Source organism: Streptomyces olivochromogenes (genome assembly GCF_021538895.1).
In the GTDB taxonomy this organism is placed as follows: domain Bacteria; phylum Actinomycetota; class Actinomycetes; order Streptomycetales; family Streptomycetaceae; genus Streptomyces; species Streptomyces olivochromogenes_A.
In genome coordinates this window covers 56,346-82,581 of record NZ_JADDRL010000028.1, presented here as the reverse complement: position 1 = coordinate 82,581, position 26,236 = coordinate 56,346, and the positions used below count along the sequence as shown (strand labels likewise).

The window sequence follows — 26,236 nt, the reverse complement described above, 5'->3', positions numbered from 1 at the left end:
CGGCACCACCATGACGAGTGCGACAAGACGGTGTACGAGGCGGCGCCTGCACCTGCGACGGGCCTTCACCCGTGATGGTGGACACGCGTCTTTGACCACGCGGCGAACGTGAGCTTAGCGGTGTGGTGTCGGCGTTCGTATTCGTTGGGGCTGAGGTGGCTATTGGCGGAGTGCCGACGGCGGGTGTTGTAGCGGTCAGCCAGGCGAAGACCGTTCTTCTGCAGGTGGCGGCGTCGCCATAGTCGTGGGCGCTCTGAAGGGTCTCGCGTTTCAGGGAGGCGTGGAAGCTCTCGCAGGCCGCGTTGTCCGCAATCGTGCCGACCCCGCCCATCGACCTGGTCACTTTGAGCTGGTCGCAGAGGTCGGCGAAGGCCCTGGAGCCGTATTGCGCCCCGTGGTCGGAGTGGAACAGCGCCCCGTCCAGGCCACCGCGGGTCGCGGCCGCCATCCGCAGGGCGTCCTGCACCAGGCTGGTGCGCATGTGGTCGGCGATGGACCAGCCGACGACCTTGCGGCTGAAGCAGTCCAGCACGGTCGCCAGATAGAGGAACTCCCCTCCGGCAAGCGGAAGATACGTGATGTCGCCCATGTATTTCAGATTGGGCTCAGGGGCGGTGAAGTCCCGCTGGAACAGGTCCGGCACCAACGGTGATGCCGGGTCCACGACGGTAGTGCGGACCCGTCTGCGCAGGCGGATCCCGGTGATCGCGTACTCGCGCAGCACGCGGGCGACCCTCTTCTCGTTGACCAGCACCCCGGCGTCGCGGAGTTCGGCGGTCACCCGCGGGGATCCGTAGGCACCACCGGAGTCCGCGTGGACCTGGCGGATCCGCTCGGCCAGGAGCTGGTCGTCCCGCTGCCTCGCCGCCCTTGCCTGCCTGCCGGCCAGCCACTTGTAGTAGCCGGAACGGTTCACGCCCAGGACCTGGCAGAGCCGCTTCACGTCGAAGGCGTCCCGGTGGTCTTCGACGAACTGGAAGCGGCTCCTCACCAGTTGGTCTCTCCCGCGAAATATTTGGCCGCCTTGCGGAGTATGTCCCGCTCGGTCGCAAGCTTCCGCTCACTCGCTTCCAGCTCGGCGACCCGGGCCTCCAGCTGCCGGATCCGCTCGTCGGGATCGGCGGCCGACGCCGCCTGCCCGGAACCAGCCGGAGTCTTCCTGGCCCCAGCCCGGCCCACAGGGCCAGCACCACGGCGTTCACGGTCCCGCAGAACCCACTCCCGCAGAGTGGCCCGGTTGATGCCCAGGTCAGCGGCGATGCTCTTGTACGTCGCCCCGGGCGTGGACTCGTACAAGGCCACGGCATCGGCCTTGAACTCGTCCGAGTAGTCCTTCATCGCCATCGGCGGTCTTCTCGCTTCCTCCGGATCAAGCAGATCCAGTATCAGCGTGTCCACCACTCAGAGGGAGGCTCCAGCTGACCTCCCAGCAGATCACACCTGTTCGAGAACCCGACGCGTTGGCCTGGCGCATGGGCGGACGACGGCCCACGCCGCGGCACCCCGGGTCTTCGCACAAGACCGTGACTGCCTTGAGGCCTGGCGATCGTTCCATACGTAGGACAGCGTAGGGTCGTTACGGATGCTGAGGAGAAAGCCATGACCAGCGGCGAATGGATGGAGAGCGCGGCCTGCCGCAGTGCCGAACCGGACGAGCTGTTCGTCCAGGGAGCCCAGCAGAACCGGGCCAAGACGCTGTGCCATGGGTGCCTGGTACGCACCGAGTGCCTCGCCGAAGCCCTCGACAACCGCATCGAGTTCGGCGTGTGGGGCGGCATGACCGAACGCGAACGACGGACCCTGCTGCGCCGCAGACCCGACATCACATCCTGGCGAGCCGTACTGGAGGAAGCGCGCCAGGCGTACGAACACCCCAAGGCCAGCTGACCGCAGCGCAGAGACACGGCGCAAATGCCAAGCACGGTCGAGGGTGTATTGGTTGGAACCCACGCCGACATCCGCGACGGGCGCCTGCTCCCACGCCCGCCGGGTCGACCTTCGCCTCGGTCGACCTTCGCCTGGCGGTACCAGTTGCGCAGCGACTCTGGACTCGACCCGAGCTCCCGGGTGACCTCAGTAACCGCCCGGCCCATGGAGTCGACGAGTGCGATCGCGTCCCGCTTGAACTCCGCGGTGTACCGCTTCGTGTACAGCTTCAGAGCAGCTCATGACCCGCCGGGAGTGGCAGTTCTGGTGGGACTGAGCCCGCGGCTCACACGGTGCTGGCGTCCTCCGGGATGTAGCGGACGTTCGGGTCGGCGGGGTCATACTGGGGCATCCCCGGGGGCAGAACCGGGGCCAGGGCTCGGAAGACCCTGCGCAGGGCGTCGTCGGTGAAGCCGGTGAGCGTCTCGGTCGCCTGAAGTACCACACCACCCGCCGCCAGTGGAACAACGCGCGAGAAGGCCCCGCTCGCGGCGAGCGCGGAGGGGCCGCCCAGGCGCCGACTCAGCTCTTCGGGGCAGACGGTGATCCAGGAGTAGCCGCGCAGGAAGGTGCGCGCCTCGTTGACGGAACGGCGGACGCGTCGGCGCAGCACTGCGTCGAGGTTCGTGTGGGCGTCCCATGGCCCCGTGGAGTCGACGCGGCCGAACGCCGGGTTGACGTCGTTCAGGCTAGCCGCCAGGAAATCCACGATCCGTGAGCCACGGTCGGCGTCCGTGCCGCACACAGCGGAGTCGAGCTTGATCGACAGCTCCATATTGGGTCGACGCACAGAGATGCTGCTGCCGTTGATGTGGCAGACCGGCCCGTCCCCGCCGGTGACGAAAAACAGCACGTCAGCGGTTTCCGGACCGTCGTGCAGCGAGAGCTTCATGCTCGGCCAGTTCTGCGAGACCGGCTCAAACCTTTCGTCCCGGCTCTGTTCGTCCTTCTGCGTGGTCGCCAGGGACGACACCTGATCGCCCTGCTCTTCACGTTGCCACAGCTCCGGCACGAGCCCGGAGAGCGCTTCTCCGAACCAGCCAGCGACGGCGTTCCCGGTGCCGCCGGCAGTTGACGCGTCGAGTGACGCGCAGATGTGCAGGTCCATGCCGATCCTTACTCCGACGACGCTCAGGCGGTCAGTTCGTAGAGTACGACGGATGCTGCGCCCACAGTGGCTTCGTATGGCGTCCCCAGGACGAAGGCGGTTCCGGTGAACGCGCTGGTCACCAGGCCGACCTCGCTTCCCAGCCAGGAGCGCTCCCCTGGCGGGGCCGTGCTGTAGAAGCCGGTGGCGGAAGGAGTGGGCGTGGCAGTCGGCTCCGCCGTGGACCTGGGTGCCGCGCTCGTGCCCGGTCCGGGACTAGGGCTGGGGGTCGCCTTCTTCTTGTCGTCGTCCCGGTCGGTACCGTAGTAGCGCATGCCCGGGTAGTCGTCGCGGGACCAGACCCGGCCTCTGCCCTTGGTGCCGTAGACGAATGCCGCGTCCCCGATCTTCGGGCCCTTCCGCACTTCCCTTTCGTCGCCGGCGTCGTCAAGGACGTCCTGGAGCTTCTCGACATAGCGGTCGAGCTGCTCCACCCCCTTCTTGAAGGCGTAGTTGCTCGCGTCCACCGCCTTCTTGTTCGCCGGGTCCGGTTTCACGCTGGCGTTCGGTTTGACCTCCCAGATGTAGACCCGGTCCTTCGTCCAGAGAACGACGTCGGCATATCCGACGTTGCCGGATCCATCCGCCTTGGCGCCCGGAATCAGGTTGGCGAGACTTCCTCCGTCGCCGATATCGACCGTGACGTACCCGTCGATCTTGTGTTTCAGGGCCCATTGCTGGGCCGAGAACCCGCTGGCGCATACGGCAGCGTCATGAGCGTTGGACTTCGCGACGGCGCAATTGGTTTCCACGTTGGATTTGCCCTCGTTGCGCACAACGGTCTTGCTGCCCTGCTCGGTGGCGTCCTCGCTTCCGCCCCCGCCCCCGCCTCCGCCGTTGAACTGGCCGTAGCCGTCGCAGATGTCCTTCGGGCACAGGCCGGTCGGGTCGCTCTTGGTGACCGGACTGTTGTTGCTGTAGGCGTAGCCGTTCATCTGGAGCGGGTCGGTGATGTCGATCACCGGGTCGGCGGAGATGAAGCGGCCGGTGGACTGGTCGTACTCGCGGGCGCCCAGATGGGTCAGCCCGGTGTTGGTGTCGTCGATGCCGACACCGAGGTAGGAGTGCTGGTTCGGCCAAGTGGACGGCTTGGCGCCGCGGGTCTCGCCGTAGGGCTTGAAGGCACGGCGGGTGACCGTCTGGCCCTTGCCCAGTTCGACAGCGGTGGTCGCGCTGCCGAGACGATCGGTGAGCAGCACGCTGAGCTTGTGGGCGGTGCTGGTGCCGTTGGTGGTGCGGACGGCCGAGGGCGCACCGGCGAGGCCGTAGGAACGGGTGGCATTGACGGCTGTGCCTGCCGCGTCGGTCGTGATCTCGGTCTCGCCCAGGTAGAGCGTGGTGCCGGAGTCCGAGTGCTGGAGCAGGCGGTTGCCGTCGGCGTCATAGACGTACCGGGTGGTGGACCCGTTCGCGGTGGCGGTGTCGAGCTTCTCCTCCGCGGTCCAGTGCAGGTCCCGGTCAGGCCGGTCGGTGGTGTTGCCAGCGGCGTCGTAGACGTAGCTCTTGCTGGTGGGATCACCGCTGCCCTGGACGGCCGTGGTCTGGGTCAGGGTGTGCGGCTGGAGGAGGGCGGGTGTGCTGCCGGCGGTGTTGTTCTTGCCGTAGCCATAAGTGCGGGTGATGTCCTGGGCGGTGTTCAGCCCGCTGCCGGTGGCGTGCTGTACCTGGGTCGCGCGGTTGCCGATCGCGTCGAAGGTGTAGGAGTCCCAGTAGGTCGTGGCGCTACCGGTGGCGACCGTGGTGGTATCGGGGGCTGCGTTCCCCAATGACGTCTTGAGCGCGTCGTCGGGTGCGGTGGCGTCGGACTGGGCGTCGGGGGCGTTGGCGATGGGTCCGGAGGAGCGCTGTCCCGTGGTGGTGTAGCCCCAGGTGCTGCCGTTGGCGGCCTTGCAGCCGGTGTAGCCGCCGTTGGGCGTCAGGTTCGAGGTCCAGGCGTGCACCATCTCACCCAGCTGGTCGTAGGTGAAGCACTGGGTGTCCCAGGCCTTGGCGGTGGCCGTTTCGGTCTGGGTGGCGACGGAGGAGACATTGCCGACGGTGTCGTACGAGTAGTGGGTGTCGGCGACGCGGCTGGGACCAGCGGTCTCCCGGTCCCAGACGGTGCGCTGCAGCCGGCCGGTGTGTTCGTCGACGAAGTTCGTCGTCCACACCCGGTATGACTGCGGTCCGCTCACCGTCTGCAGGGCCTCGCCATAGGGCGAGTAGCTGATGTCCGCGGTGTACCAGGACAGCCCGGAGAGCGAGACGGGAAGGCCGTATTGGTTGTAGCGGGTGTAGACGGTCTCCTTCGCGAGGCCGCCGGCGGTGTCGGGAAGCGTGGCCGTGAGGGGCTTGCCGGTCGGGGTGTAGGTGTAGGCGTACGTGTACGTCTTGGCCAGACCCTTGGTGAGGTTGTTGTCGGGGATCGTCACCTCACGGCCGGTGGGTTGGTAGTCGGTGGTGTAGCCGGTAATCTGGGTGGTGTAGTCGCCGCTGGCGTCGTGCCGGATGGTGGAGGCAAGGTGTCCGAGCGCGCCGGGCACCGTGTCGTAGGTCCACTCACGCGTGGGGGCGGCGTCGGCGCTGCCCTCGCGGGTGGCCTTGATCCGGCCGAGAGCGTCGTACTGGGTGTAGACAGCCTTCTGGTTAGCGTCCTTGGCCATGGTGCGGCGGTCGAGGTCGTCGTAGTCGAAAGCGGAGGTCCCGGTGTCGGGGTCCGTCTGGTCCAGCAGGCGGCCGCGGGCGTCGTAGTGGTAGGTCCACTGGTTGCCGGCCTCGTCGGTGACGTCGAGGAGGTGGCCCCGGGGGTCGTAGTGGTAGGCGGTGTCCCGCCACTGGGACAGGTCCAACTTCGTGTAGTGCTGGATGCGGACGACGCGGCCGAGGGCGTCCGTTGAGGTCTTGGTGGGCGGCGCGGCGCCGCCGGCGGGCTTGCTGAGGGTGTAGTCGTCGCCGTACTGGGTGGTGCTGGAGTAGACCGGGGTGCCGCTGTGGACGGTGGTGACCTTGACGGGGCGTTCCAGGCCGTCGTAGGCGGTGGTGCTCGAACTGGGGATGATCAGTTCGCTCTTGGGCTTGAACTGGCTGGGCTGCGGGGTGCCTGCGGCCAGGTACGAGCCCTGTTCCTCGGCGGCCAGGCCGTGGTCGTTGTACTTGGTGCCGGTGATGATCCGGCCCGCGCCTATAGCGGGGCTCTGGGTCTGGATGGTCCGCAGCAGCCCGTCGTAGAGCGTGACCTGGCTGTCGTAGCGGCCGTCGTCCCGCAGGGACTGAACGGTCACCGCCGTCGGCTGTTCTCCGACGGCCAACTGGTAACTGATCTGAACGTTCGGGGTCTGGCTCCCACGCTGGCTCACAGGTGCTGTCCCTCCCCCGGACAGACCGGCCGCCTCGCCCCGGCGGACTTCACGAACCCGCAACGCGGGGCGCGTTGTGTTGCCGCGGGGCAACGGCCGAATGGCCCCGCATGGCTTGTGCATGACATCCCGTGGGATCCCTTGCTCCGTCGCACGCCGTTGACGGATGGTCACTCCACGGCACCGACCCGTGTGTCGCCACCGGTTCAGCGCACGCCGTACCCGCGGCGTGTGCCTGATCGAGGAGGACCATTCCTGATGGCAGCAATCCACAGACTGAAGGGGCGGATCGCCGCGTTACTCGCGGCGACGGCCGCCGCGGCGACCGTCGTCGGCACCCTCGCCGCGATACCCGCGCAGGCGGCGCCGGCCGAGGGCGTCGTGCTGGAGGCGAACTCCGCCGCCGCCGTACCCGGAAGCTACATCGTCACCCTCAAGAAGGACGCCGGCTTCAAGGCGAGCGCCGCCAAGGGGAAGAATCTGATCTCCGAGTACGGCGGCAAAGTGAAGCGGACCTTCGGCTCCGCGCTCAACGGCTACACCGCGAGCCTCAGCGCCGAGGAGGCCCGTCGGCTGGCCGCCGACCCCGACGTCGCCTCCGTCGAGCAGGACCAGGTGGTCCACACGCTCGGCACCCAGAGCTCCGCGCCGTGGGGCCTGGACCGCATCGACCAGACCAGCCTCCCGCTGAGCGGCACCTACACCTACCCGGACACCGCTGGCGGCGGGGCGACCATCTACGTCCTGGACACCGGCGTGCGCATCACCCACCAGGACATCGCCGGCCGCGCCTCCTACGGCTGGGACTTCGTCGACAACGACGCCACCGCCCAGGACGGCTACGGGCACGGCACGTTCGTCGCCACCGTCGCGGCCGGCACCACCTACGGCGTGGCCAAGAAGGCGAAGGTCGTCGCGGTGCGGGTACTCGGCAACGACGGCTCGGGCACGACCTCGGGGGTCATCGCCGGGGTCGACTGGATCACCGCCAACCACGTCGCCGACTCCGTCGCCAACGTCTCCCTCGGCGGCAGCGCCAGCACCACGCTCGACACCGCGGTGAAGAACTCCATCGCCTCTGGGGTCACCTACTCCATCGCCGCCGGCAACTCCGGCGCCCTGGCGTCGGCCTACTCCCCGGCCCGGGTCGCCACCGCGATCACCGTCGGCGCGACCACCAGCTCGGACGCGCGGGCCAGCTACTCCAACTACGGCTCGAGGGTGGACCTCTTCGCCCCCGGCTCCGGCATCACGGCGGCCTGGAACTCGTCCGACACTGCCACGTACACCGGCAACGGGACGTCCTTCGCCGCCCCGCACGTCTCCGGCGCGGCGGCGCTCTACCTGACGGCCCACCCCGGCTCCTCCCCGGCGACCGTCGCCTCCGCCCTGGTCAACGGGGCCACCAGCGGCGTCCTCACCGGCATCGGCTCGGGCTCCCCGAACAAGCTGCTGAAGCTCGTCCCCTGACGCCACCGCGGCACGACCCGCCAGGCGCCCTCTCGACCACGGCGCCTTCCGGGTCACGGCCCCCTCGGAAACCCGAGGGGGCCGGCCGTCTGCCCGGCGGCACCCCGGGCGCGCGCGTCGTCACTCCTCCACGGCCGGCCGGGGGACGGCGGCGCCCGCGTCCCGGTCGGGTCACTCCTCCCAGCGCGGCCTGCTCTGATCGTCGCTCGGCCGGTCGGCGCCGTGACGGAGGTAGTGGGCGGTCAGCCGCTGCGAAGCCCGCAAAATGTCGCTGCCGGTGAAAGAGGTCCCATGATCCATGGCACGATGAACAGAGGGTTCCCGATGTTCTCGCGATGATCGACTGAGACTCGACCCAGCCGTTCCCGTACCCTTCCTCAGAGCCGCCGCGCATGCCCGGCTCGGGAGGGGGACACGGACAACCGCGAGGGAGACGGCATGGGAGCCGCTGACCGGCAGAGCAGCGGAGACTGGAACGGGGTCGGCAACCCGCCCCGAGCCAGGGGTGGTCGCACGAACGAGTACGGCCACAACTATCAGTACGGGGATCCTCCCGAGTCAGCACCCCACCCTGGTTTCGGACCCGATACCGGCACCGGCCATACTCCCTCTCCGGCCATAGGCCACGGGCATGCCCCCGTGACGGGCACCGGAGATGGCCCCGACCACGGCCCCGGAGCGGGCGCCGGCGGTCACGGACACACGCACACCCACGGCCACAGCCATGGGCCTGCCACGCCGGTCTCCCGGCACCTGCGCAAGGTCATTGCGGCGATCTTGATCCCCTTCACCGTCGCGGTAGTAGTAGGGCTCGTGGTGCTGTGGCCGGGTGGGGCGCCGCCGCACAAGCGCACCGGTGTCGGCCTCGACCAGCAGAGGCAGCAGGCCACGGTCACCAACGTCGTCGAGGTGAGCTGCAGGTCGGTGAACGCCTCCGGCGAGGCCCCCACCGGCGACGCCTCGACAGCCGAGGGAAACTCGGCGGCGCAGGAGGCGAACGGCACCTGCAAGAAGGCCACGATCCGGGTCGACACCGGCAAGGACGAGGGTCGTACGTTCACCGAGATCGTGCAGCCGGACCAGTCACGGCAGTTGGACGAGGGCGAGAAGGTGGTGGTCGCCTACGAGCCCTCCGCGCCGAAGGATCTGCAGTACTCGGTCGCCGACGTGAACCGTCGATTCCCGATGGGTCTGCTGGCCGGCATCTTCGCGCTCGCCGTCGTGGTCGTGGGTCGGCTGCGCGGGGTGATGGCGCTGGTCGCGCTGGCCATCAGTTTCATGGTGCTGAACTTCTTCATCCTGCCGGCGATCCTGCAGGGTGCGAATCCACTGCTCGTGGCGGTGGTCGGATCGAGCGCCATCATGCTGATCGCTCTGTACATGTGTCACGGCCTGTCGGCCCGTACGTCGGTGGCGGTGCTCGGCACGCTCGTCTCGCTGCTGTTGATCGGCATCCTCGGTTCGCAGTTCATCGGCTGGGCCGCACTCACCGGCAACACGGACGACAACACTGGCCTGATACATGGCCTGTATCCGTCGATCGACATGAGCGGATTGCTGCTCGCCGGCGTCATCATCGGTTCCCTCGGCGTACTCGACGACGTAACGGTGACGCAGACGTCGGCGGTCTGGGAGCTGCACGAGGCCAATCCGTCGATGGGCTGGCGCGGGCTGTACGGGGCAGCTATCCGCATCGGCCGCGACCACATCGCCTCCGTGGTCAACACCCTCGTCCTCGCGTACGCCGGTGCCGCGCTGCCGCTGCTACTGCTCTTCTCCATCGCACAGAGCGGTGTGGGCACGGTTGCCAACAGCGAGCTGGTCGCCGAGGAGATCGTCCGCACGCTGGTCGGATCGATCGGCTTGGTCGCCTCGGTGCCGGTCACCACCGCCCTTGCGGCTCTGGTGGTCTCGGCGGACCGGCGCCGTCCACAGACGGAAACGGCGACAGCGGGCGCGGTGGCGGCTGCTGGAGCGGCTGCGGGCCGGGGCGGGCGTCGACGGAAGCACTGAAAGCGACCTCTTCGCACGCCGCCACGCGGCCCGTTCTCGACCCAAGCGCCTGGGCGCTCAAGTCGTCGTGAGCGCCTGACACCAACGGTTGACACCAACAGCGGCGAACGCAACCGTACGAAAGCGGCCCCCCACGGTCGATAGACCGTCGACAGGCCAGGAACCATCCCCCCCAGGGCTCCGTGATCGACCTGATAGGGATGAGGCCGCACCTCCAAGCCGTCCGCCGACCGCGCGTACACTGCCGCTCGCAGCCCGAGGAGCAAGGCATGGAGGACGACGGCATGGCGGATGTGTCCAGGTTCCCTGGGCGAGTAGGGCGCATCGTATTGCTCGCCTTGGTGTCTTGCGGTTGCGTGGCCGCCCCAATCTCCACATTCATAGTTCCTGGAGAGGACAGCTCGAAGCGTCAATCGTTCGGCGGGTCAGGCCTGCCGAGCGGCGCCGTGATCAATCCAGACAGTCGTTCGTACAGTGGCGCGCTCCACCTGGACGCCAGGAACCACGCCCGCTCCACGGTATGTGGGTCGACGGCAGACGGATGGGAGCTGGGGTAAGTGGTGGGTTGAGGAGGGTGGATGCCGCCGTGGCAGATGAATCCAGGCACCACGCAGCGAGTCACATGAACCGGAGCAGCACCACCAGGGCAATCGGCGCGGGTAGCACAGCACGGACCACGCGCCACCGGACGTCCTCGCGCATGACGAGTACCAGGAACGCGAGTGAGTACGGAGCCGCCAGCGGAATCGCCGAGATCAGGGCTACGGTCGGCGACACGTGATTACCGAAGACCAAGATCGCCCGCAGTGCGACCCACCCGGCCGCCCCGGCCATAAGTACCTGAATCGTGAGCAACCTGCGCCGGGCGCGAGCTGTAGTCATGCGGGACTCGGCGATCGTCTCGCGGACGATCATGACGCCCGTCCATGCGAAGAGCGTTGCGACAGCCAGGATGATAAGCAGCCCGAAGGCGGCGAGCCCGCCGTCACCGAGGATCGAGTCCGGGTGCCAGAAAATCTCGATGAAGATCCAGGCGGGAACGCCCAAAACGATACCTGCCGCCCATGCGGAGACGATCTCCTTACCCAGACGGTCCGACCACCACTCTTGCAGGGCCCGTCCCCACAGCAAGATCTTGCGTAGGCTCTCGCCCATACGTTCGCCCTCCCCTGACCGCTCGGCATCTTAGGCCGACCTCCGAGAACGTGGCGTATGCAGGGGCGCGCATCTGTCAAGAGATCTTTAACGGCTCCTTTGACGGGCCGTGGGCGCCGCCCGGAGCCATCGATTTGGCAAGGTCGACCGCCAATCGGCGGCAGGCTGCTGCTCGCCACAGCTGTCGCGTACGCCATCTACGATGTGGCGACGCCGCCGAGCGGCCAGCGCACGCAGACGGCCGTGCACGAAGGACCTCCGGGCGTAGTGGAGATAGGCGTCTTCATTCACCTCGGAGGTCCTGGTGGCCCACGCTAATGCCCGGCTGACCTTTTCACGGCAGATGCCTGCTGGTGCGTCGTGTCGTACTGGACCGGCGTCCGGTCGCCCACGTCGCAAAGGAACTCGGCGTCTCCCACCAGTGCGCTCATCGCTGGGTGAACCGCTACCGCGCCGAGGGCTGGAGCAGGCTGCAGGACCGCAGCAGCAGTCCGCACCGCCGTCCCACCCGCACACCTGCGGCCGTCGAACAGCGCGTGCTCAAAGCCCGCCGCGCCCTGCGCACCGGTCCCGACGCCCTGGCTGAGCACACCGGCGTCCCCGCCCGCACCATCAGCCGGATCCTCAGCCGCCACCAGGTGCCGCCGCTGTCCGCCTGCGACCCGCTGACCGGCCAGGTCATCCGCGCCACCAGGGCCAGCAGCCGCCGCTACGAACACTCCCGGCCCGGCGACATGATCCATGTCGACGTCAAGAAGCTCGGCAGGATCCCCGCTGGCGGCGGCCATCGCGCCCACGGCCGCGGTGAACGACCCGGATCGCTCCGGGGTCTGGGTTACGACTACATCCACGCTGCCGTCGACGACCACTCCCGCCTCGCCTACGCCGAGATCCTCCCCGACGAGAAAGGCACCACCTGCGCGGGGCTTTCTCACCCGCGCAGCCGCGTTCTTCCACGCTCACGGCATCACCCGCATCGAGCGGGTCATGACCGACAACGCCAAGAACTACCGGCTCTCGCACGACTTCCAGACCGCATGCCAAGCACTCGGCGCACGCCAGAAGTTCACCGCCCGCACTGCCCGTGGACCAACGGAAAGGTCGAACGGTTCAACCGCACCCTGCAGACCGAATGGCACCTCCCCCCGGGGAGTGGACACCTTGATCCGGTCCCTGACCTGGGGCCGGGGAGGAGATGTCCCTTATGGTGATGAAGTTCTACTCGCCGGAGTTCAAGGCGGATGCCGTCGCGCTGTACCTGTCTGATCCGGACCTGACCCTGGCCGAGGTCGCGGAGGACCTGGGCGTGAGCCGGGGCACACTGCGGGACTGGGTGCGGGCCGAGCGGTCCCGCCAGGGCGAGCTGGGCACGACCATGAGCACGACGAGGAAGACCAAGGAGCCGGCAACGGTGAGCGAGCCCACCCGCGAAGAACTACAGGCCGAGATATCGGCACTGCGCACCGAGCTGAAGCAGGTGCGCAAACAGAACGCGACGCTCGCCGAGGAACGCGACATCCTGCGCAAGGCCACGAAGTTTTTCGCGACCGAGATGACCTGGTGAACCGCTGCCAGTTCATTGAGGACCACCGGCAGGCCCACGAGGTCCAGCGGTTGTGCCGACTCCTTGAGGTGGCCCGCTCCAGCTACTACGAGTGGCGAGACGGGCGTGACGCCCGCGCCGAGCGCGAGCAGGCCGACGAGGACCTGGCCGATAAGATCCGGGCCATCCACACGGACTCCGACGGGACGTATGGCGGAGGCTGTCGACCTGACGTTCGACCAGGTCATGGACCGCTGGCTGGGGATGTCGCAGATAGAGAACCTGGAGGGCTATACCTGGACGATCCTCAAGCGCCGCATCATCGACATGCACCGCAAGCGTCGGCGCCGCCCCGAGCTGATGGAGACGGCCGCGTTCGAGGCCGCGCTCGCCGGCCACACCGACGACCCCTACGACACCCTCGCCGACACCATCGCCCTGTACGCCGCCGTCGCCTCGCTCAGCGAACTGCAGCGTGATGCGATCCTGCTGCACTACGGCATGGGCTTCACCGCCGCCGAGGCCGCCGTACTGGTGGGCAACGAGGAAGCCACCGTCCGGTCCCAGCTCCGCACCGGCCGCCAGCGCCTCGCCACCCTGCTCAAACTCCCCTCCCCGGAGCACCCCGACGGGAAGAACCGCTCATGACCGCTCTGCAGCCCGAGAACCGGCCCACTATCGACGACCTGCTCGCCAAGGCCCTCACCCGCAACCCAACCGCTACACCGGCTACGACATCGCCGCCGCCGAAGCCTGCCCGAAGCGGTGTCGCGCACAGCCCCCAGCGACAGCCGGGCCGCTGCCGGCGGCATCGTGCAGATGCGGGAAGGCCGTGGGTTGGCGTCTTCCGATGGGGGTTCGAAGCCGAATCGGCGGGTGGTGCGGTCATAGCGGTATCCGGGTGGGTCCGGGTTCGGGTGGGTCCGCCGAACCGGCGGACCCACCCGACTTTGTTTCACACCTCAGCCGCAGAACGTGTCCTTCACGGCCTGGATGACCTCGGCCGCCTGGCGCTCGTCCACCGTGGCGTTCCCACCAGTGAAGCGGTAGCTGACGTCCTTCACGAGCTGCTTCCCCTTCTGCCCGTCCTGGATCTCCTGGCAGGTGCTCACGGACCGGCGTATGGCCCGCTCCCTGTTCACCGTGATTCCGGGGTTGATCGAGGTCAGCTTGCGAAGGAGCTGCTTCTCCTCAGCCGCGTTGGGCTCATCGAGCTTGGCCGGCGCCTCGTGGGTCGGCTTGGCCTTCGGGGAGGGGGACATCTTCGCCGCGGGCTTCGCCTTCTCCGAGGTGTCACTGTTGCCCGCGTTGGCGATGGCAGCCACCACCAGGACGCCACCAGCGATCAGCAGGGCCTTCTTCTTACCGTTCACAGTCTCTCCTCATGGAAGAGCCAGCCCCGTCGTGGGACTGGCTCTGGCCGGTGGCCTTTCTTTGTTTACGGGGCAGGCCCGTCCTAACTCTCCCGTCATCACTACTCCCAGGACTGTTTGGGGATGACCATGCCAAAGCTCCGGAGCGCACCGACACAGCCTTGTGACCAGGCAACCAACTGCTGATCGTTGAAGTAGACGGTCTTCTTGTCCAGTTGGCCGACCACGTTGTCATGAGTCACGCCCGCTTCACAGTCATGCAGGGCCGTGTCCGCATCCTCGTAGATAAAGGACCAGTGGTATGCGTCACGCCAACCAGCCTTGTATCCGGTGGACGAGGTGTCCGGGCCGTCACTGCCCTTCATCTCCGAGCTGATCCATCCCCCTAGGAGACCGACGACGCATGCGCAGGCGAGTACCTTCGGCCAGCCGTAGCGGTCAACAAGTTTCCAAGAGGGCGATCGCCCTGTGTCGATTGCATATAGATGTGCCCCCCACATGGTTCGTAGGCCGGTGATCATATGTGGTTGATCAGTGAACGAAAAGAGGGGCCACCGCGAAGCCGATGACCCCTCGAACTTGCTGTGTACTACCTGGGATGCAGTGACACCCACACGGGCCCGACGCTCGCCTGCCAGGGCTTACCTGCGCTTCCCCAGGACACCGCTAGCGCCACGCTCCCAGGATCCTCCCGCCCCCCTGTAGGCTCGCCTTCGTGCTGCGGGTGACCTGCTTGACGATCAAGCCGCGCGGAATCGTCGCCAGCTCCTCCTCGGTCGCCTGCCCATACCGTTCGACCTCGGTACGGGCGTGATGGGACCGCCGGGGGTTCTCGGTGGCCACGAGGGCGACGAGCAGCCGCAGAGCGGGCTTGTCCAGCAGCCCGGCCGGGCGGCGCTTGCGTGGCTGTTCCTCCTCCGGCGGAGCGTTGAGCAGCCGGTACAGGTAGCCGTCCCGAGCTCGGCGACCCGCCGTCGCCCGTCCCGGCCCCCTTCGCCGAGATGCTGCTGGACTACCTGGGGCAGCGGCCGAACACCATGACCGCGACCAACCCCGACGCCCGATGGCCCTTCCCCGGCCGCCGAGCCGGGCAGCCCATGACCTTGGAAACTTTGGAACTCCGGCTCCGACACCTGGGCTTCCCGACCCAGCGAGGACGCACAGCGGCGGTCCGGCACCTCGTCCTCCAGGCCCCGGCCCCGGTGGTCGCCCGGATGCGGCGGACGATCTCGGCGAGGTCGGCCGACGGGTGCGGGCTGGTGGCGGCGTGGGGTGCGTCGGGGTGGGGCAGGTTGGTGGCCAGGTACCAGGTGGCCTTCTCCGGGAGGCGGGCTGGGTCGATGGTGGCCACGACCAGCCGGCAGGGTGAGTCGGGGCTGTAGCCGCCCAGGCGGGCATCGGCGGCCCACCAGGTCTCGGTGTGCCCGTCGCGGAAGTGACGCTCCACGGGTGTCCAGTCGCCGGGATGCTTGGCATCGCGCCAGGTCAGGGCGTGGGCCGCTTCGATGGGGGTGTGCGGCTGGTCGGCTCGGGCCCAGGTGCCGCGGTGCGGCTTGAGTGCGACCACGTAGTTCAGGCCGGCCTCGCGCAGTGCGAGGTACCAGTCGTCGCTGACGGAGTAGGCGCAGTCGGCGACCACCGCCCGGCAGCCGAAGCCCGCCTCCTTGCCTCGGGTCGCGAGAGCAGCGGCCACCTGCGGTTTCGTGCGGAAGGCCGGATCGGAACGGCCGCGGGTGAAGTGGTGAGCGGGGGTGTAAGGAGTCGCGTACAGCGGGTAGTACACACGGCCCTCGGTCCACACCGTGGTCACCGTGACGATGCCGTTGTCCGTCTTGCCCAACCGGCCCAGCCACTGCCGGCCCACATGTGCGGTCGCCGTGCCGTCCTCGCGGTCCCCGGAGTCGTCGATCACGATGACCCCGCCATCGTGCGGAGCCGTCGCCGACCGCTCGCGCAGCAGCTCAAGCCGCCGGTCGTTGACCGGCTCGGCCTCCCAGGGCGATTCGGACAGGAAGAACTGCAGCCGCTGCACCCCCGGCATCCCCGCACCCGCCACCGGCTCCGCCCCTGCCAGACAGGTGATCGTCTTGTTCCGCTCCCGCGGCGCCAGCAGCCCGGTCAGATACTCACGAAACCCCCGCCGCTGGGCCAAGCTGAAGAAGAGGTCGTCGAACCGGGCCGCGTATCCTCCAACGGACCCGGCGCAGGCGGACACGGACGGCGAGCGGTCATCTCCAGCCTCCAGCGAGGAAGTGACTCCTACCGCCGGCCTAGACCAACCCGACCTGCCGCCAACCCACGCCACCACCGGATTTAACGAACTACCGATACTTCAGAAATTCGATAAAGCGTTCCACTTTTCAGCGAGTTCGGCACTCCACAACGACCAGCCACCGTGCTTCGTGTCTGCACACTCTGAGTAAGGTCGGGGACTGGAAACGGAGTACCGCAACCGCGCCAGTCCCCACCCCTACTCAGGCCTCGTTGGCCCAGGTGAGCGCGATCCAGAGATCTTTCAACGCGTTGCTGTCGAAGTAGAGGACGAAGTCCTGGCCTTCGGGTGAGATCGGTGCAGGACGAGGCACGTGGTGCAGGTCGCCGGTTCGGACCTCGGTGCCGAGGGAAGCAGAGATCAGGTCGGGCTCGGCATCCGCCGTGCGGTCGGCGAAGACCCGGAGGCCGTGGTCCGCCCGCGCCAGCAGTTCGACCCGGACGATCTTCCTCAGGCGCCCCTCGCTCCAGTACGGATAGTGCTCAGCACGCAGCGGCAGTGCGAGACGAGGCCGGTCGTCGGTGTCGCTGAGGAACTGGGCCCAGCGGTCGGGGAACGCGGCCGCCACGGAGAGCAGGCGGACGGAGCCGGGGCCGGTGCCCTCGGTGAGGCGGGTCTCCAGGTTGTCCACCGCAGCCGTGCGCAGCTCGGAGCCGCCCTCACGGGCCGTATACGCGATGTGCAGGTGCACGTCGTCGAGGGTGAAGTGGTCGAACTGCTTGATCTCGTGGGGCAGTTCGAGCTCCCAGTCGCTGATCACGCCAGCCCGTTCGAACTTCTTCAGCCGCTCGTCGTCTCGCGCATCCTGCCCGGTGTCGCGCAGGCCCTCGCAAACGATGACGGCCTCCGCCGCACCGAAGTGGTCGCTGAACCTCGCGTCGTCGTCCCGGCGGGCATAGCCGCCGTCCAGCGAGGTGCTCGTGCGGATGCTGCTGCCGACCAGAGTCAGCTTGAGGTTGACCCCGGAGCCGTAGGGAGGAACCCCCGGGACGCTCACCGCGACCGAACGGATACGGCGGAAGAACTGTCCGGGGGCGTCCGTGTCGAAGTCCTCTTCGCGCAGGGACAGGGAGCAGCGTCCCGTCGCCCGCAGCCGCATCAGCGCGAGCGGGTCGGTGCGGGCCAGGCTGACGTGCCTGACCATCTCGTACTCGCGCTCGTTGAGATCGTGGTACGCCACCTCCATCCGCTTGATGTCCAGTGCCAGGCGGTCTCCCGCGAGGAGTTTCTCGGGGCCAGCCAGATAGTCCGAGGAGAGGAACGAGACGTCGTCGCGGCCTAGTTCGTGCCGCAGCGCGCGCTCGGCCTTGCCGGCCACTTCGAGGGCCAGGTCGAAGGCACGGGTGAACAGCCCCCGGGTTTCGCGGCGTTGATAGGCCCAGAATGCGGCGGTGGTCGTCTTGGCGCCGGTCTCGCCAGCGAGGAATCGCTGGATCTCCTGGGCCTGGGAGCGTTGCTTGATGTGGTGCGCCCACTCGCGTGCGGCGATGTACTCCCGGAGCTGGGCGGCGCGCCACTGCTTGAAGACCTGGGTCAGTTCAGCCGCGGCAACGTTGAACTGGAGGGCCCAGTCCTGCCGTCGGCGGTCGTAGACGCCGAGCTTCGCCATCCGGTTCGCTGAGTGCGTGAGCCCTCCGGCCAGACCGCGGCCGGAGGCTGCGAGCGCGCTGTAGATACCGGAGAGGTTCGACCCGCCGTACGAGATGGTGCCGCCCGCGCCGAAGGGCTCGAAGCGGGCCCCGAAAGTGGGGATCAACTGCATCGTCGCGGCCATCTCGTCTGCCTTGCCCACCGCGTCCTGAAGCGTCTGGGCCAGGTCCAGGATCGCCAACTCGCGCTGCTCCTCACCCGACAGCGCCCGCTTGCCGCCCTCGTCGACGACGGCGCCGTACTCCACGTCGACGGGACCGACGGCGGGCTCGGCCGCCTGGAAGCTCAGCTCGTCCAGCGTCGAGGGTTCGAGCGGGTCCAGGGGTGCGACGGTCAGCTCCTGTGGCTTCAGGCCCAGCAGCCTGCCGTAGTGCGTATACCGCTGGACGATCAGGTCGAAGGACTTCTGCACCCCCTCGGTCGCCTTCTTCGCCTCCTGTAGCTGGGCATAGCGCAGGGACTCACCGAGTCCGAGGAGGGCGGTCTCGTGGTGGGCGCGCAGCGCCGTCAGTGTCTCGGCCTCTCCCTTCTCCATGGCGGAGAGCAGGGCATCGCCGAGCGACCTGGCCTCCTGGCAGGTCTCCGTGGCCTTCTGGACCAGAAACCGGAAGCGGACGAGGGGCAGCGGCTGGTTCGCCCCGCTCGCCACGGCCCCGACGTCCACTCCTGCGGCTGCGGCGCGGGCGAGCAGGGCCGGGTCGATCCGCGGCGCGGTGAGCGGGAGTTGACGAAAGGTGCCCTGGATGTTCAGGCTGTTGCGGATGTTGAAAAGGCGGTCCTCGACCCGGTCCCAGTAGTCGAGCAGCTTGTCGTCGCGCGGCACGCCGAAGTAGAGCGAGGTGCCCAGTCCGGCCAGGGTCCGCGCCTGTCCGTCGGCCGCCCGATGCGGCCGGGTGCCGTCGACGGCGGCGGGGTCGGCCGCCGCGAACGGGATGTCGGTCTCGACCGCGCGCAGGGAGTTGCCGAACTCATCGATATCGGCGCGCAGTTGGGCGTAGGTCTGGGGCCGCGCCGCCTGTTTGCGGGGCACCGACTGCGGGCGCGGGCCGAGGAGCTGGGCAGCGAGGACGTAGTACTGGGTGGCCTCGTTGATGGTCTCGCGGGTGTCCTGCCGGTAGAGCTGGTCGCCCGCCTCGATCAGGTTGTCCAGGACCGCGAAGACGGTGGCCATCATGTAGGCGGAGGGCCGGACCCGGGCGACGGCATGGGGCTGGAAAGGGGCGTTGCGCCAGGCGTCGATGCTTCGCAGCGTCTCCAGGCGCAGCGCGGGGTCGGCGTTGCTCGCCAGATTGACGAGGATCTCCTCGATCGACTGGACCTCGGTGCGCCGGAACCTCTCGTACTGCCAGTAGCGCTGCGGCAGCGGCTCCTCGCCGTCGGCGGCGGGGTCGAGAACGTAGGAGAACCAGCGGCGGGCCTCGGTGAAGTGCTGGTTGCGGCTGGCGTGCAGGCCCAGGGTGAAGGGGAGGTGGAAGAAGAGTTCCTCGTTATAGACGCCGTACGGGCCCGTGTAGTCGAGCTCCTGGACCGGGTACGGCTTGCCGACGACGGGCAGGGGGTCGTATTCGTGGGGTCCGAAGATGTCCTCGCGCAGCGGTGGTTGGGCGGTGTCCGTCCGCAGGACGGCGTCCACGCCGCCCTCCACGAAGCGCCTGAGCAGTTCACCGGCGTAGGGGTGGCTGTGCGAGGTGAACCGGTAGATGAGGTCCGTCCGCCGGTGGAGCTCCTGGTAGGCCTTCTGCGACGAGGTCATGGCCGTACGACTCCTTCGCGGTCCAGGTAGGCGAGAGCGGGTGCGCTGAGTCCCGAGTCGCCGATGATGGTGAGGCCCTGCGCGGGCGCCGTGAACTTCTGTTCCGTGACCAGGTCGGGCTTGCCGACGAGGACGCTGCTGCCGGGGACCGCCTGGCTGCCCGGGGCGATGCCGATCGCTTTGTGGAACTCCGGGGCGGCCGTCGTGGCCTGCACCACCTTGAGGTCGAGGCCGCCGTCCCCGCCGACCAGCCGGTCGCCGAACCGCAGGACCGTCACGGGGTTGACCAGCCAGTCCTGGCGGACGGCCAGGCTGTTCCGGGCGAAGGGGCTGATCGACTTGACCGTCTCGGGGTCGAAGACGCCGAGGTCCACGGGGATGAACACCCTGATGGGCAGGTCCCGCAACAGCTCACGCGACAGCTGGAGTTCGGGCTGCGGGGCGGGCAGGACCCACAGGTTGTACTCGACAAGCCTCGGTTCCACCTCCACCAGGAAGGAGTGCGGGTTGTCGCTGTAGAAGAAGGGGCCCACGGGATGCCCCTGGAAGGGGTCGTCGAACTCCGGCGGGTCGGTGCAGCGGACGAGGGCGAACTCGCCGCCCGTGCCCAGTACTTGCTTGCTGAGCGGGTCGGCCGGGTAGCTCTCGCCGTCCTTGCTGAGCACGAGTTGGGTGAACCGGGACAGCGCCCCCGCCCCTCGGTCCGCGGTCGGTGCGCCGGCCGGGGAGACGGTGTAGACGGACGCGACTCGCGGCTGCGCGGCCTCCCAGCGCGGGGGAACGCTCTTGTTGACGAGGCGGAACGCCCCGTCGACCGGGGCACCCAGGTTGACCTTCAGGGCGTCGCGCCCGCCAGCCGTGTCGTAGCTGACGTGGACGGTCACGCGGGCGGCGGCCTCGGCGCCGAGGGGTGCGGCCAGCTGGACGGCCTGCCCGAAGGCGCCGCCGCGCCGGTCCGACCAGCGGCCGTCGACCCGCTCGACCCAGCTGAGCTGGGCCCGCACCAGGTTCTGTGTGGTCTCCCCCGGGGTCTGTTTGGCGATGCCCTCGAAATTGGACGCCTTCTCCCCCGGAGCGGGTGCGGCGAACCCCTTGGAGTCGGCCGAGGGCAGGAAGGTCACCCACAGCAGGTGCAGCCGCCTGCGCCACATCGCCGCCACCACATGGTCGCCCTCGATCTGTGCGCCGACGGGCTGCCAGGCGGACCAGGTTCCGGAGGCCGGGGCGTAGGTGCGGTGGAAGTACGCGTGCGGGGCGGCGGCGGTACGCCCGATGACGTGGAGGACGTGGGTCGGCGGCGAGCCGGGCAGGATCTCCCGGCACAGCGACACGATCTCCAGCTTCGCGATCTTCTCCAGCCCCTGGAGGTAGCCGAGGAATGCCTGCTCCACCAGGTCCTCGTCGACGTCCGACTGAAGGAGGAGGCTCTGCGCCTCGTCGAACAGGTGGCTACGGTCGGTTCGCAGCTCGGGGGCGAGATAGCGCTGGGGGTGGAGGAACATCCGGCGGGCGGCCTCCCAGACCCGGTAGCGGCTCATGTGCGAGGTCCACCAGCGGCTGTTGATGGCGGCGGGTTCCACCGTGTCTTCCAGGTCCATCAGACAGCGCTGGACGAACAGCTGCACTGCGGAAATCGCCGCGTGGATACGGGAGTTGCGCACCACGGGCTGGACGCCGGGATCCAGGAGGAAGTGTTCATAGATCTCCTCCATAGTGGCGAAGCCGTCCGTGTGCATGATGTGCGCGACGAGCGCGTCCCGCTTGAGGCGGCGCAGTTCGTCGTTGAGGGGCCCGGCCACGGCGCGCCAGCCGACGGCGCCGAACCGGCCGCGGACGGTGTCCCGCAGGGCCCTGGCCGTCTGCCGGCCGTACTCCGGGTCGCCCTCGACGATGCGGGCCCAGTCCGCGAGAGCGGTGGCGGTGGCACCGATCCGCTCGGTGAGGCGCAGCGCGGTCCACAGCCGGCGCAGCCCCTCCGGCCGGGCCAGGCCGGGAAGTTCGATCACCGCCGGGTCCGACGCGTCGTCTGCCAGCAGGCCCAGCCGCTCGGCTGCGACCTGTACGGAGGTGCGCGGGCGGCGCAGCAGTGCGGCGAGCCGGTCGCAGACGTCGGCGACCACCGCGGTGCGCAGCACCGCCCGGTCGGTGCCCGGTGGTACGGAGCGCCGGGTGCGTTCCAGGGTGTCGACGAGGTCGTCGGCGGACGCGCCGCACTCCGTGCGCAGCGCGCCGTACTCGACGAGCGCGAGGAGTGCGGGGAACAGCTTCTTCGGTGGGCCGGCGGCCGGGTCGTCCCCCCGGGTCGGCAGCAGTCCCAGGTCCAGGTCGACGAAGTCCCGGCGGTGGGTGAGGACATGGCGGAGCTCGCGCTCGGTGAGGCCCGCTCCGGCGGTGATGCGGGTCGCCTTGGCGAGCAGGACGCGGGCGCGGTCGACGCGGGCGATCGAGGCGGCGGGGTGCAGGCGCAGCGAGGTGAGAGGCTCGGCAGGTCCGCCGTCGGCGCTGATGAGCAGCCTGGTGTGGCCGGCGGCGAGCCGGTGCACGTCGACGGTGTAGGCGTAGGGGACACCGGCGCGGAGTTCGACGGTCCCGGTGCCGGTGCCGGGCAGGACCTGGTCGGCCAGGTGCTCCATGCGCAGGACGACGGGGGCGCCAGCGCGCGCGGGGTGGGCGCTGAAGGTGTAGGTGCCGTCCGCGGGCACCTGGAGGTGGCCGCTGAAGCGGGCGCTGTCGCACAGCGTCGTGTCGATGCCGGACGTGCTCGGCTCCGGCACGGTCCGCTCGGCCCCGACCGGTGGCCCCGTGGCATCCGACGACGCGAAGAGCATACGGGTCACGCCGGTGTCGGCGGCCGCGGTGAACGCGTCCACGAGCCGGGCGCCGTCGAGCGCCAGCAGGCGTGCGTCGCCGGTCAGCGCCTTGACGATCCCGGCGTCGGCGGGGAGCGCGGCGGCCAGCCGTTCCACGACGAAGGCGTCGACGAGTTCCTGTGCTGCGGCCGGGGCCGCGGGGTGCTCGGCGCGGATACGGGCGATTCCGCCGGCCAGGTCGAGCACGAGCGTGAGCAGTGCGCCCGGGTCGGGGCGGTGTGGGCCGACCGGGTCGGCCTGGTGGCGCAGGAGATGGTCCAGGTCGGCGGGGGTGAACCCGGCGGCGGAGGTCGCCTTCAGCGCGTCGGCGAACCGCAGGGTGGTCTCCCCGATGGGGTCCGCCGCGTCGTCGGCGAGGGGGTCCGGCGGGATGGTGGTGAAGGGCGCGAGTCCCGTGGCGCGCCGTGCTGCGATCAGGTCAGCGACGGTCAGGCCCAGGTGCTCGGCGAGTACCCGGTGCCGGTGGAGCAGGGAGACCGTGTCGAGGGTGAGGTCAGTGGTGGCCGCGCTCCGGCCGTCGTCGGCGAGGACGGCGTCGATGTCCGCCGCCGTGAGCCCGAGCGCGGCCCGCAGCCCCGGCAGATGCTCCGCGACCTTCATGCCGGGCACGCTCAGATAGCGGCCCGCGGGGTGGTCGAAGACCGGGTCCACCGCGCGCACGCTCGGGTTGAGGAACAGTTCCTCGTACGGAGGCCGGTCCCCGCCGACCGCGAGGGGCGCCCAGAGGCCGAGGAGCGGGACACGGTCGCCGGACCTGCTCCCGGACCGTTCGTGGAGCGTCTCCAGGCGCGCCAGATGGACGAGGCAGGTACGCATTCCCGACCCGATGCTCCCGGCGCTCGGCGGGGTGAACTCGCACAGCGCCATGTCGAGTTCACGCATCGGTCGGCCGAGCCGCCGCCACAGCCGTACGAAGAGATTGAGCCGGTGGAAGGCGCTCGCGCCGATCTCCGTGAGGTCCGCGCGGCGCAGCTCGGTCCGTTCGAAATCGCAGCCCGGACTGGGGTCGGCGAGAACGAGGACGGCGTGGAAGTCCTTGGCCGCCCAGGCCTCGGTGAGCCAGGTCCTGGCGTCGAACGCGGGGCGGGCCGAGGCGTAGCGGGCGGTCGCGGCGTCGAGGCGCAGCTCGAAGTCGGCCTTCTGCCGTGCGTCGAAGGGGGCGTAGCCGGGGTGGGCGAAGTACCGGAAGACGTCGGCGAGGGAGACTCCCGTGCGGCGCAGCACGATGCCTACGCGTCCGCGTGCCCCGTCCTGGCCGTTGGCCCGGTGGAGCGCCGGGTTGACGTAGGCGGTGCGCAGCAGCTCGACGAGTTCGCGGTAGGTGACGCCGAGCCGGCGTGCCAGGGTCCTGGCCGACAGCAGCGCCGCGGTGGCCTCGTTCTCGCTGCCGTATCCGTACAGCTCGAACCACGCGTCGTCGGGGCCGGTCAGTAGCCGGTGTTCCGCGGGGTTCAGGCCGAGCCGTTCGGCCAGTACGGCGGCCCGGCCGTACGGCTCGCCGGCCAGCGGGAACAGTTCGGGCCTGGTCCGGAAGGCCTCCGCGAGGTCGGCCAGGGAGAGTTCGAGGTGGCCGAGGAAACGGCGTACGGTCTCGGTCCACAGGTCGAAGGGCAGGGTGAGCGGATGGGAGGCGGCCGCGAGCTTGGCGTAGGCCTCGGGGATGACGTTCTGCGGTTCGGCCAGCAGGTCCTCCGTCACGGCTTCGCCGGTGTCGCGCGCGCTGCGGTCGGTGAGGTGTCCGCCCTCAGCGACCCAGAACTCGGCGATCTCGTTGAACAGGTCGGTCTGGGAGTGCAGGGTGTTGGTGTTCTCGCAGGTGAGCGGGGTGTGCTGGATGTCGGGGCGGCGGGCGGCGAGGGCGTCGAAAGGCTTGGCGTACGGATACGTGCGGCCCTCGTGGGCCTGGGACCATGCCTCGGTGTGGCGCTTCCACTCCGCGTCGCCGGGGTTGATCAGCTGGAGCAGGTCGACCAGGTACGCGGCGGGGCCGAGCACGGAGCGGCAGTGGTCGCACTCGCAGAAGTCGAACGAGCCGAAGAGCTGTTCCAGTGCCGGATAGTGCTCGCTGATACGGGACTTGGCGGCCTCCTTGTCCGCGGCGGTGCCGGACAGCGCGGTCAGCAGGGGGGCGCTGTCCAGGGTGCGCAGGGCGGTGACGACCACGGTGGCCACGGCCGCGATGTGTTCCGCCCTGCGGTGCACCTGCTCGGCGACCGCGCTGCCGCCAAGCGGCTCAGCGTGGCGGGAGACGAAGACGGCGCGGTCGGTGGCGGCCACGTCCTGGGCGGCGGTGTACTCCGCCTCCGCGAGCACGGCGAGGCCGTCGTGCGAAGGGGCTACCTGGTACAGCCGGTGCAGAACCTTGGCGCCGTCCGCAGCCGCGCCGCCGACGTCGCCGAGCTCGTGGCGGTGGTCGGCGACGAACCGGTCGAACGGGGTCTCGCCGAACCGGTACCCGAGGGGCAGGGCGCGGTCGAGGAAGTCCAGGACGGGACGCTTGAGTTCACCGTGGCGGCGCCCGAGCCGCACCTCGTCGCCGCGCAGCATCGCCCGTACGACATGGGACGGGTACTCCAGCCTGATCCGGGCTGCGAGGTCGCCGGTGTACGCGGCCAACCTGTCCGCGAGGTCGCGACCCTCGAAGGCCGGCGGTACGAGGTCGTCGAGCCGGTCCTTGTTGCTGTCGGCGAGTCGGTTGAGCCGCTCCAGCCAGGTGTCCGCCTTGTAGAACCCGTCGTCGACGAGGCGGGGCAGGTCGTCCGGGCCTTCGAGGGTGCGCATCACGGACTGGACAAGGGGTGCGTTGTTGCGGGTGAGATGGGCGAGGCGCCCCTGCAGCCGAAGCCGCCGCACACCCTGGGCGCTGACCCTGGCCCGCTCGGCGGCACTCCACAACTCCTCGGCGGTGCCGGTGTGACGGGTCCACACGGGAAAGAAGGCGTCCTGGTCCGCCTGCGACAACCCGGAGGCGGCGAGCAGTTCGCCGTACGTCGATGACGTGCCGGGCGTCTTGAGCTCCCGTCGGACCCGCTCGGCGAAAGCGGCGAAACGGCCGACCTGCCGAACGGTGTCGGCCGGCACAAGCCCCTCCTTCACGGCCTTCGCCACGGCATCCCGCACCACCTCGGGCCCGAGAAGAGCAAGCCGCTCCCGATCGCTGGGCAACCCGGTGCGCAACAGCGCGTAAAGCAGCTCACGAGGCAGTTCGACCCGCGGATCGACATGCATCTCCTCAACCCGCACGGCAAGCGCCAGAATCCGCGCATCCCACCCACTGACCCGTCGCAAATACCGAAGATCCTGGCGCCCCTCCTCTTCCCGCACCCTCACGAGCCGCACAGGGTCACCGAGATGCTCCGTGACATCGGCGAGGAGCCGTGTGTACTCGATGCCGGGCGGCTGGAGACTCTGCGGGGCGACGAGGTCGTGCACTTCGTGCTCGGTTGCGTTGAACTTGGTGTGAGAGAGGGACACTTCACGGTTCGACCGGTCGACTGCCCTCACCTCGATGTTGACCGCGGGCACTGCATCGGCGGAGCCGTAGGTGAACGCGTACTCCCCCAGGTGGTCGGTCCGGGTCTCGGCGAGCATGGACACCTCGTCGCCGAAGCCGTGTCGATATAGCCGGAGTCCGAGTTCTGCGGCGGGTTGCCCGGACTCGAGCAGGACCCGGCCACGGACGGTACGTTCGGTCTGCGCGGCCGGTGCATCGCTCGTTGCCATGCCGAG

At 69.1% G+C, this 26,236-nt stretch carries 12 protein-coding genes and 4 pseudogenes; 6 read left to right on the top strand and 10 right to left on the bottom strand.

The annotated features are described in order from the left end of the window. Positions 1 to 65: 65 nt before the first annotated feature. Positions 66 to 1,344, bottom strand: a pseudogene (locus IPZ69_RS16760) (IS3 family transposase). Between the two features lie 255 nt (positions 1,345 to 1,599). Between IPZ69_RS16760 and IPZ69_RS16755 the strand changes: the two are divergent. Continuing rightward, on the top strand, positions 1,600 to 1,887 hold the full coding sequence (locus tag IPZ69_RS16755) for a WhiB family transcriptional regulator (RefSeq protein ID WP_235454925.1): 288 nt from the start codon (positions 1,600 to 1,602) through the stop codon (positions 1,885 to 1,887). A gap of 116 nt (positions 1,888 to 2,003) precedes the next feature. Here the strand turns inward: IPZ69_RS16755 and IPZ69_RS47805 are convergent. From IPZ69_RS47805 to IPZ69_RS16745, 3 genes and pseudogenes are all read right to left on the bottom strand, one after another. After that, positions 2,004 to 2,153 (bottom strand): annotated as a pseudogene (locus IPZ69_RS47805) (transposase); the annotation flags it as partial. Positions 2,154 to 2,212: 59 nt separating this feature from the next. Further along, the gene (locus IPZ69_RS16750; RefSeq protein ID WP_235454924.1) at positions 2,213 to 3,034 is read right to left on the bottom strand and encodes a DUF3396 domain-containing protein; all 822 of its coding nucleotides are present in this window, start codon (positions 3,032 to 3,034) and stop codon (positions 2,213 to 2,215) included. A gap of 23 nt (positions 3,035 to 3,057) precedes the next feature. After that, entirely contained in the window at positions 3,058 to 6,408 is a 3,351-nt protein-coding gene (locus tag IPZ69_RS16745; RefSeq protein ID WP_235454923.1) for an RHS repeat domain-containing protein, read from the bottom strand. 258 nt (positions 6,409 to 6,666) lie between these two features. On the opposite strand from IPZ69_RS16745, the gene IPZ69_RS16740 reads away from it, so the two are divergent. Next, positions 6,667 to 7,878, top strand: a complete 1,212-nt coding sequence (locus IPZ69_RS16740; RefSeq protein ID WP_235454922.1) for a S8 family peptidase — start codon at positions 6,667 to 6,669, stop codon at positions 7,876 to 7,878. Between the two features lie 438 nt (positions 7,879 to 8,316). Further along, positions 8,317 to 9,891, top strand: a complete 1,575-nt coding sequence (locus tag IPZ69_RS16735) for a YibE/F family protein (protein WP_374293291.1) — start codon at positions 8,317 to 8,319, stop codon at positions 9,889 to 9,891. Positions 9,892 to 10,509: 618 nt separating this feature from the next. Here the strand turns inward: IPZ69_RS16735 and IPZ69_RS16730 are convergent. Continuing rightward, complete coding sequence (locus IPZ69_RS16730; RefSeq protein ID WP_235454920.1) at positions 10,510 to 11,046, bottom strand: hypothetical protein; 537 nt, start codon at positions 11,044 to 11,046, stop codon at positions 10,510 to 10,512. A 304-nt stretch (positions 11,047 to 11,350) separates the two neighbouring features. On the opposite strand from IPZ69_RS16730, the pseudogene IPZ69_RS16725 reads away from it, so the two are divergent. The 3 genes and pseudogenes from IPZ69_RS16725 to IPZ69_RS16715 form a co-directional block, all read left to right on the top strand. After that, a pseudogene (locus IPZ69_RS16725) lies at positions 11,351 to 12,182 on the top strand (IS481 family transposase); the annotation flags it as partial. Positions 12,183 to 12,250: 68 nt separating this feature from the next. Next, positions 12,251 to 12,610, top strand: coding sequence for a transposase (locus tag IPZ69_RS16720; protein ID WP_235454919.1), 360 nt, complete (start codon positions 12,251 to 12,253; stop codon positions 12,608 to 12,610). Positions 12,611 to 12,799: 189 nt separating this feature from the next. Further along, positions 12,800 to 13,237 (top strand): RNA polymerase sigma factor, encoded by a 438-nt coding sequence (locus tag IPZ69_RS16715; protein WP_235454918.1) that lies wholly within the window; start codon positions 12,800 to 12,802, stop codon positions 13,235 to 13,237. A 314-nt stretch (positions 13,238 to 13,551) separates the two neighbouring features. Here the strand turns inward: IPZ69_RS16715 and IPZ69_RS16710 are convergent, their stop codons facing one another. From IPZ69_RS16710 to IPZ69_RS16690, 5 genes and pseudogenes are all read right to left on the bottom strand, one after another. Continuing rightward, entirely contained in the window at positions 13,552 to 13,962 is a 411-nt protein-coding gene (locus IPZ69_RS16710; protein WP_235454917.1) for a hypothetical protein, read from the bottom strand. A 101-nt stretch (positions 13,963 to 14,063) separates the two neighbouring features. Next, positions 14,064 to 14,327: a hypothetical protein gene (locus IPZ69_RS16705; RefSeq protein WP_235454916.1), complete on the bottom strand. Its 264-nt coding sequence runs from the start codon at positions 14,325 to 14,327 to the stop codon at positions 14,064 to 14,066. Between the two features lie 854 nt (positions 14,328 to 15,181). Then, a pseudogene (locus IPZ69_RS16700) lies at positions 15,182 to 16,194 on the bottom strand (IS701 family transposase); the annotation flags it as partial. A 242-nt stretch (positions 16,195 to 16,436) separates the two neighbouring features. Continuing rightward, entirely contained in the window at positions 16,437 to 19,637 is a 3,201-nt protein-coding gene (locus tag IPZ69_RS16695; RefSeq protein WP_235454914.1) for a Tc toxin subunit A-related protein, read from the bottom strand. Continuing rightward, a complete protein-coding gene (locus IPZ69_RS16690; protein WP_235454913.1) occupies positions 19,634 to 26,230 on the bottom strand; it encodes a neuraminidase-like domain-containing protein in 6,597 nt (2,198 codons plus the stop codon). Before IPZ69_RS16690 ends, IPZ69_RS16695 begins: the two co-directional genes overlap by 4 nt. Between the last annotated feature and the right edge of the window lie 6 nt (positions 26,231 to 26,236).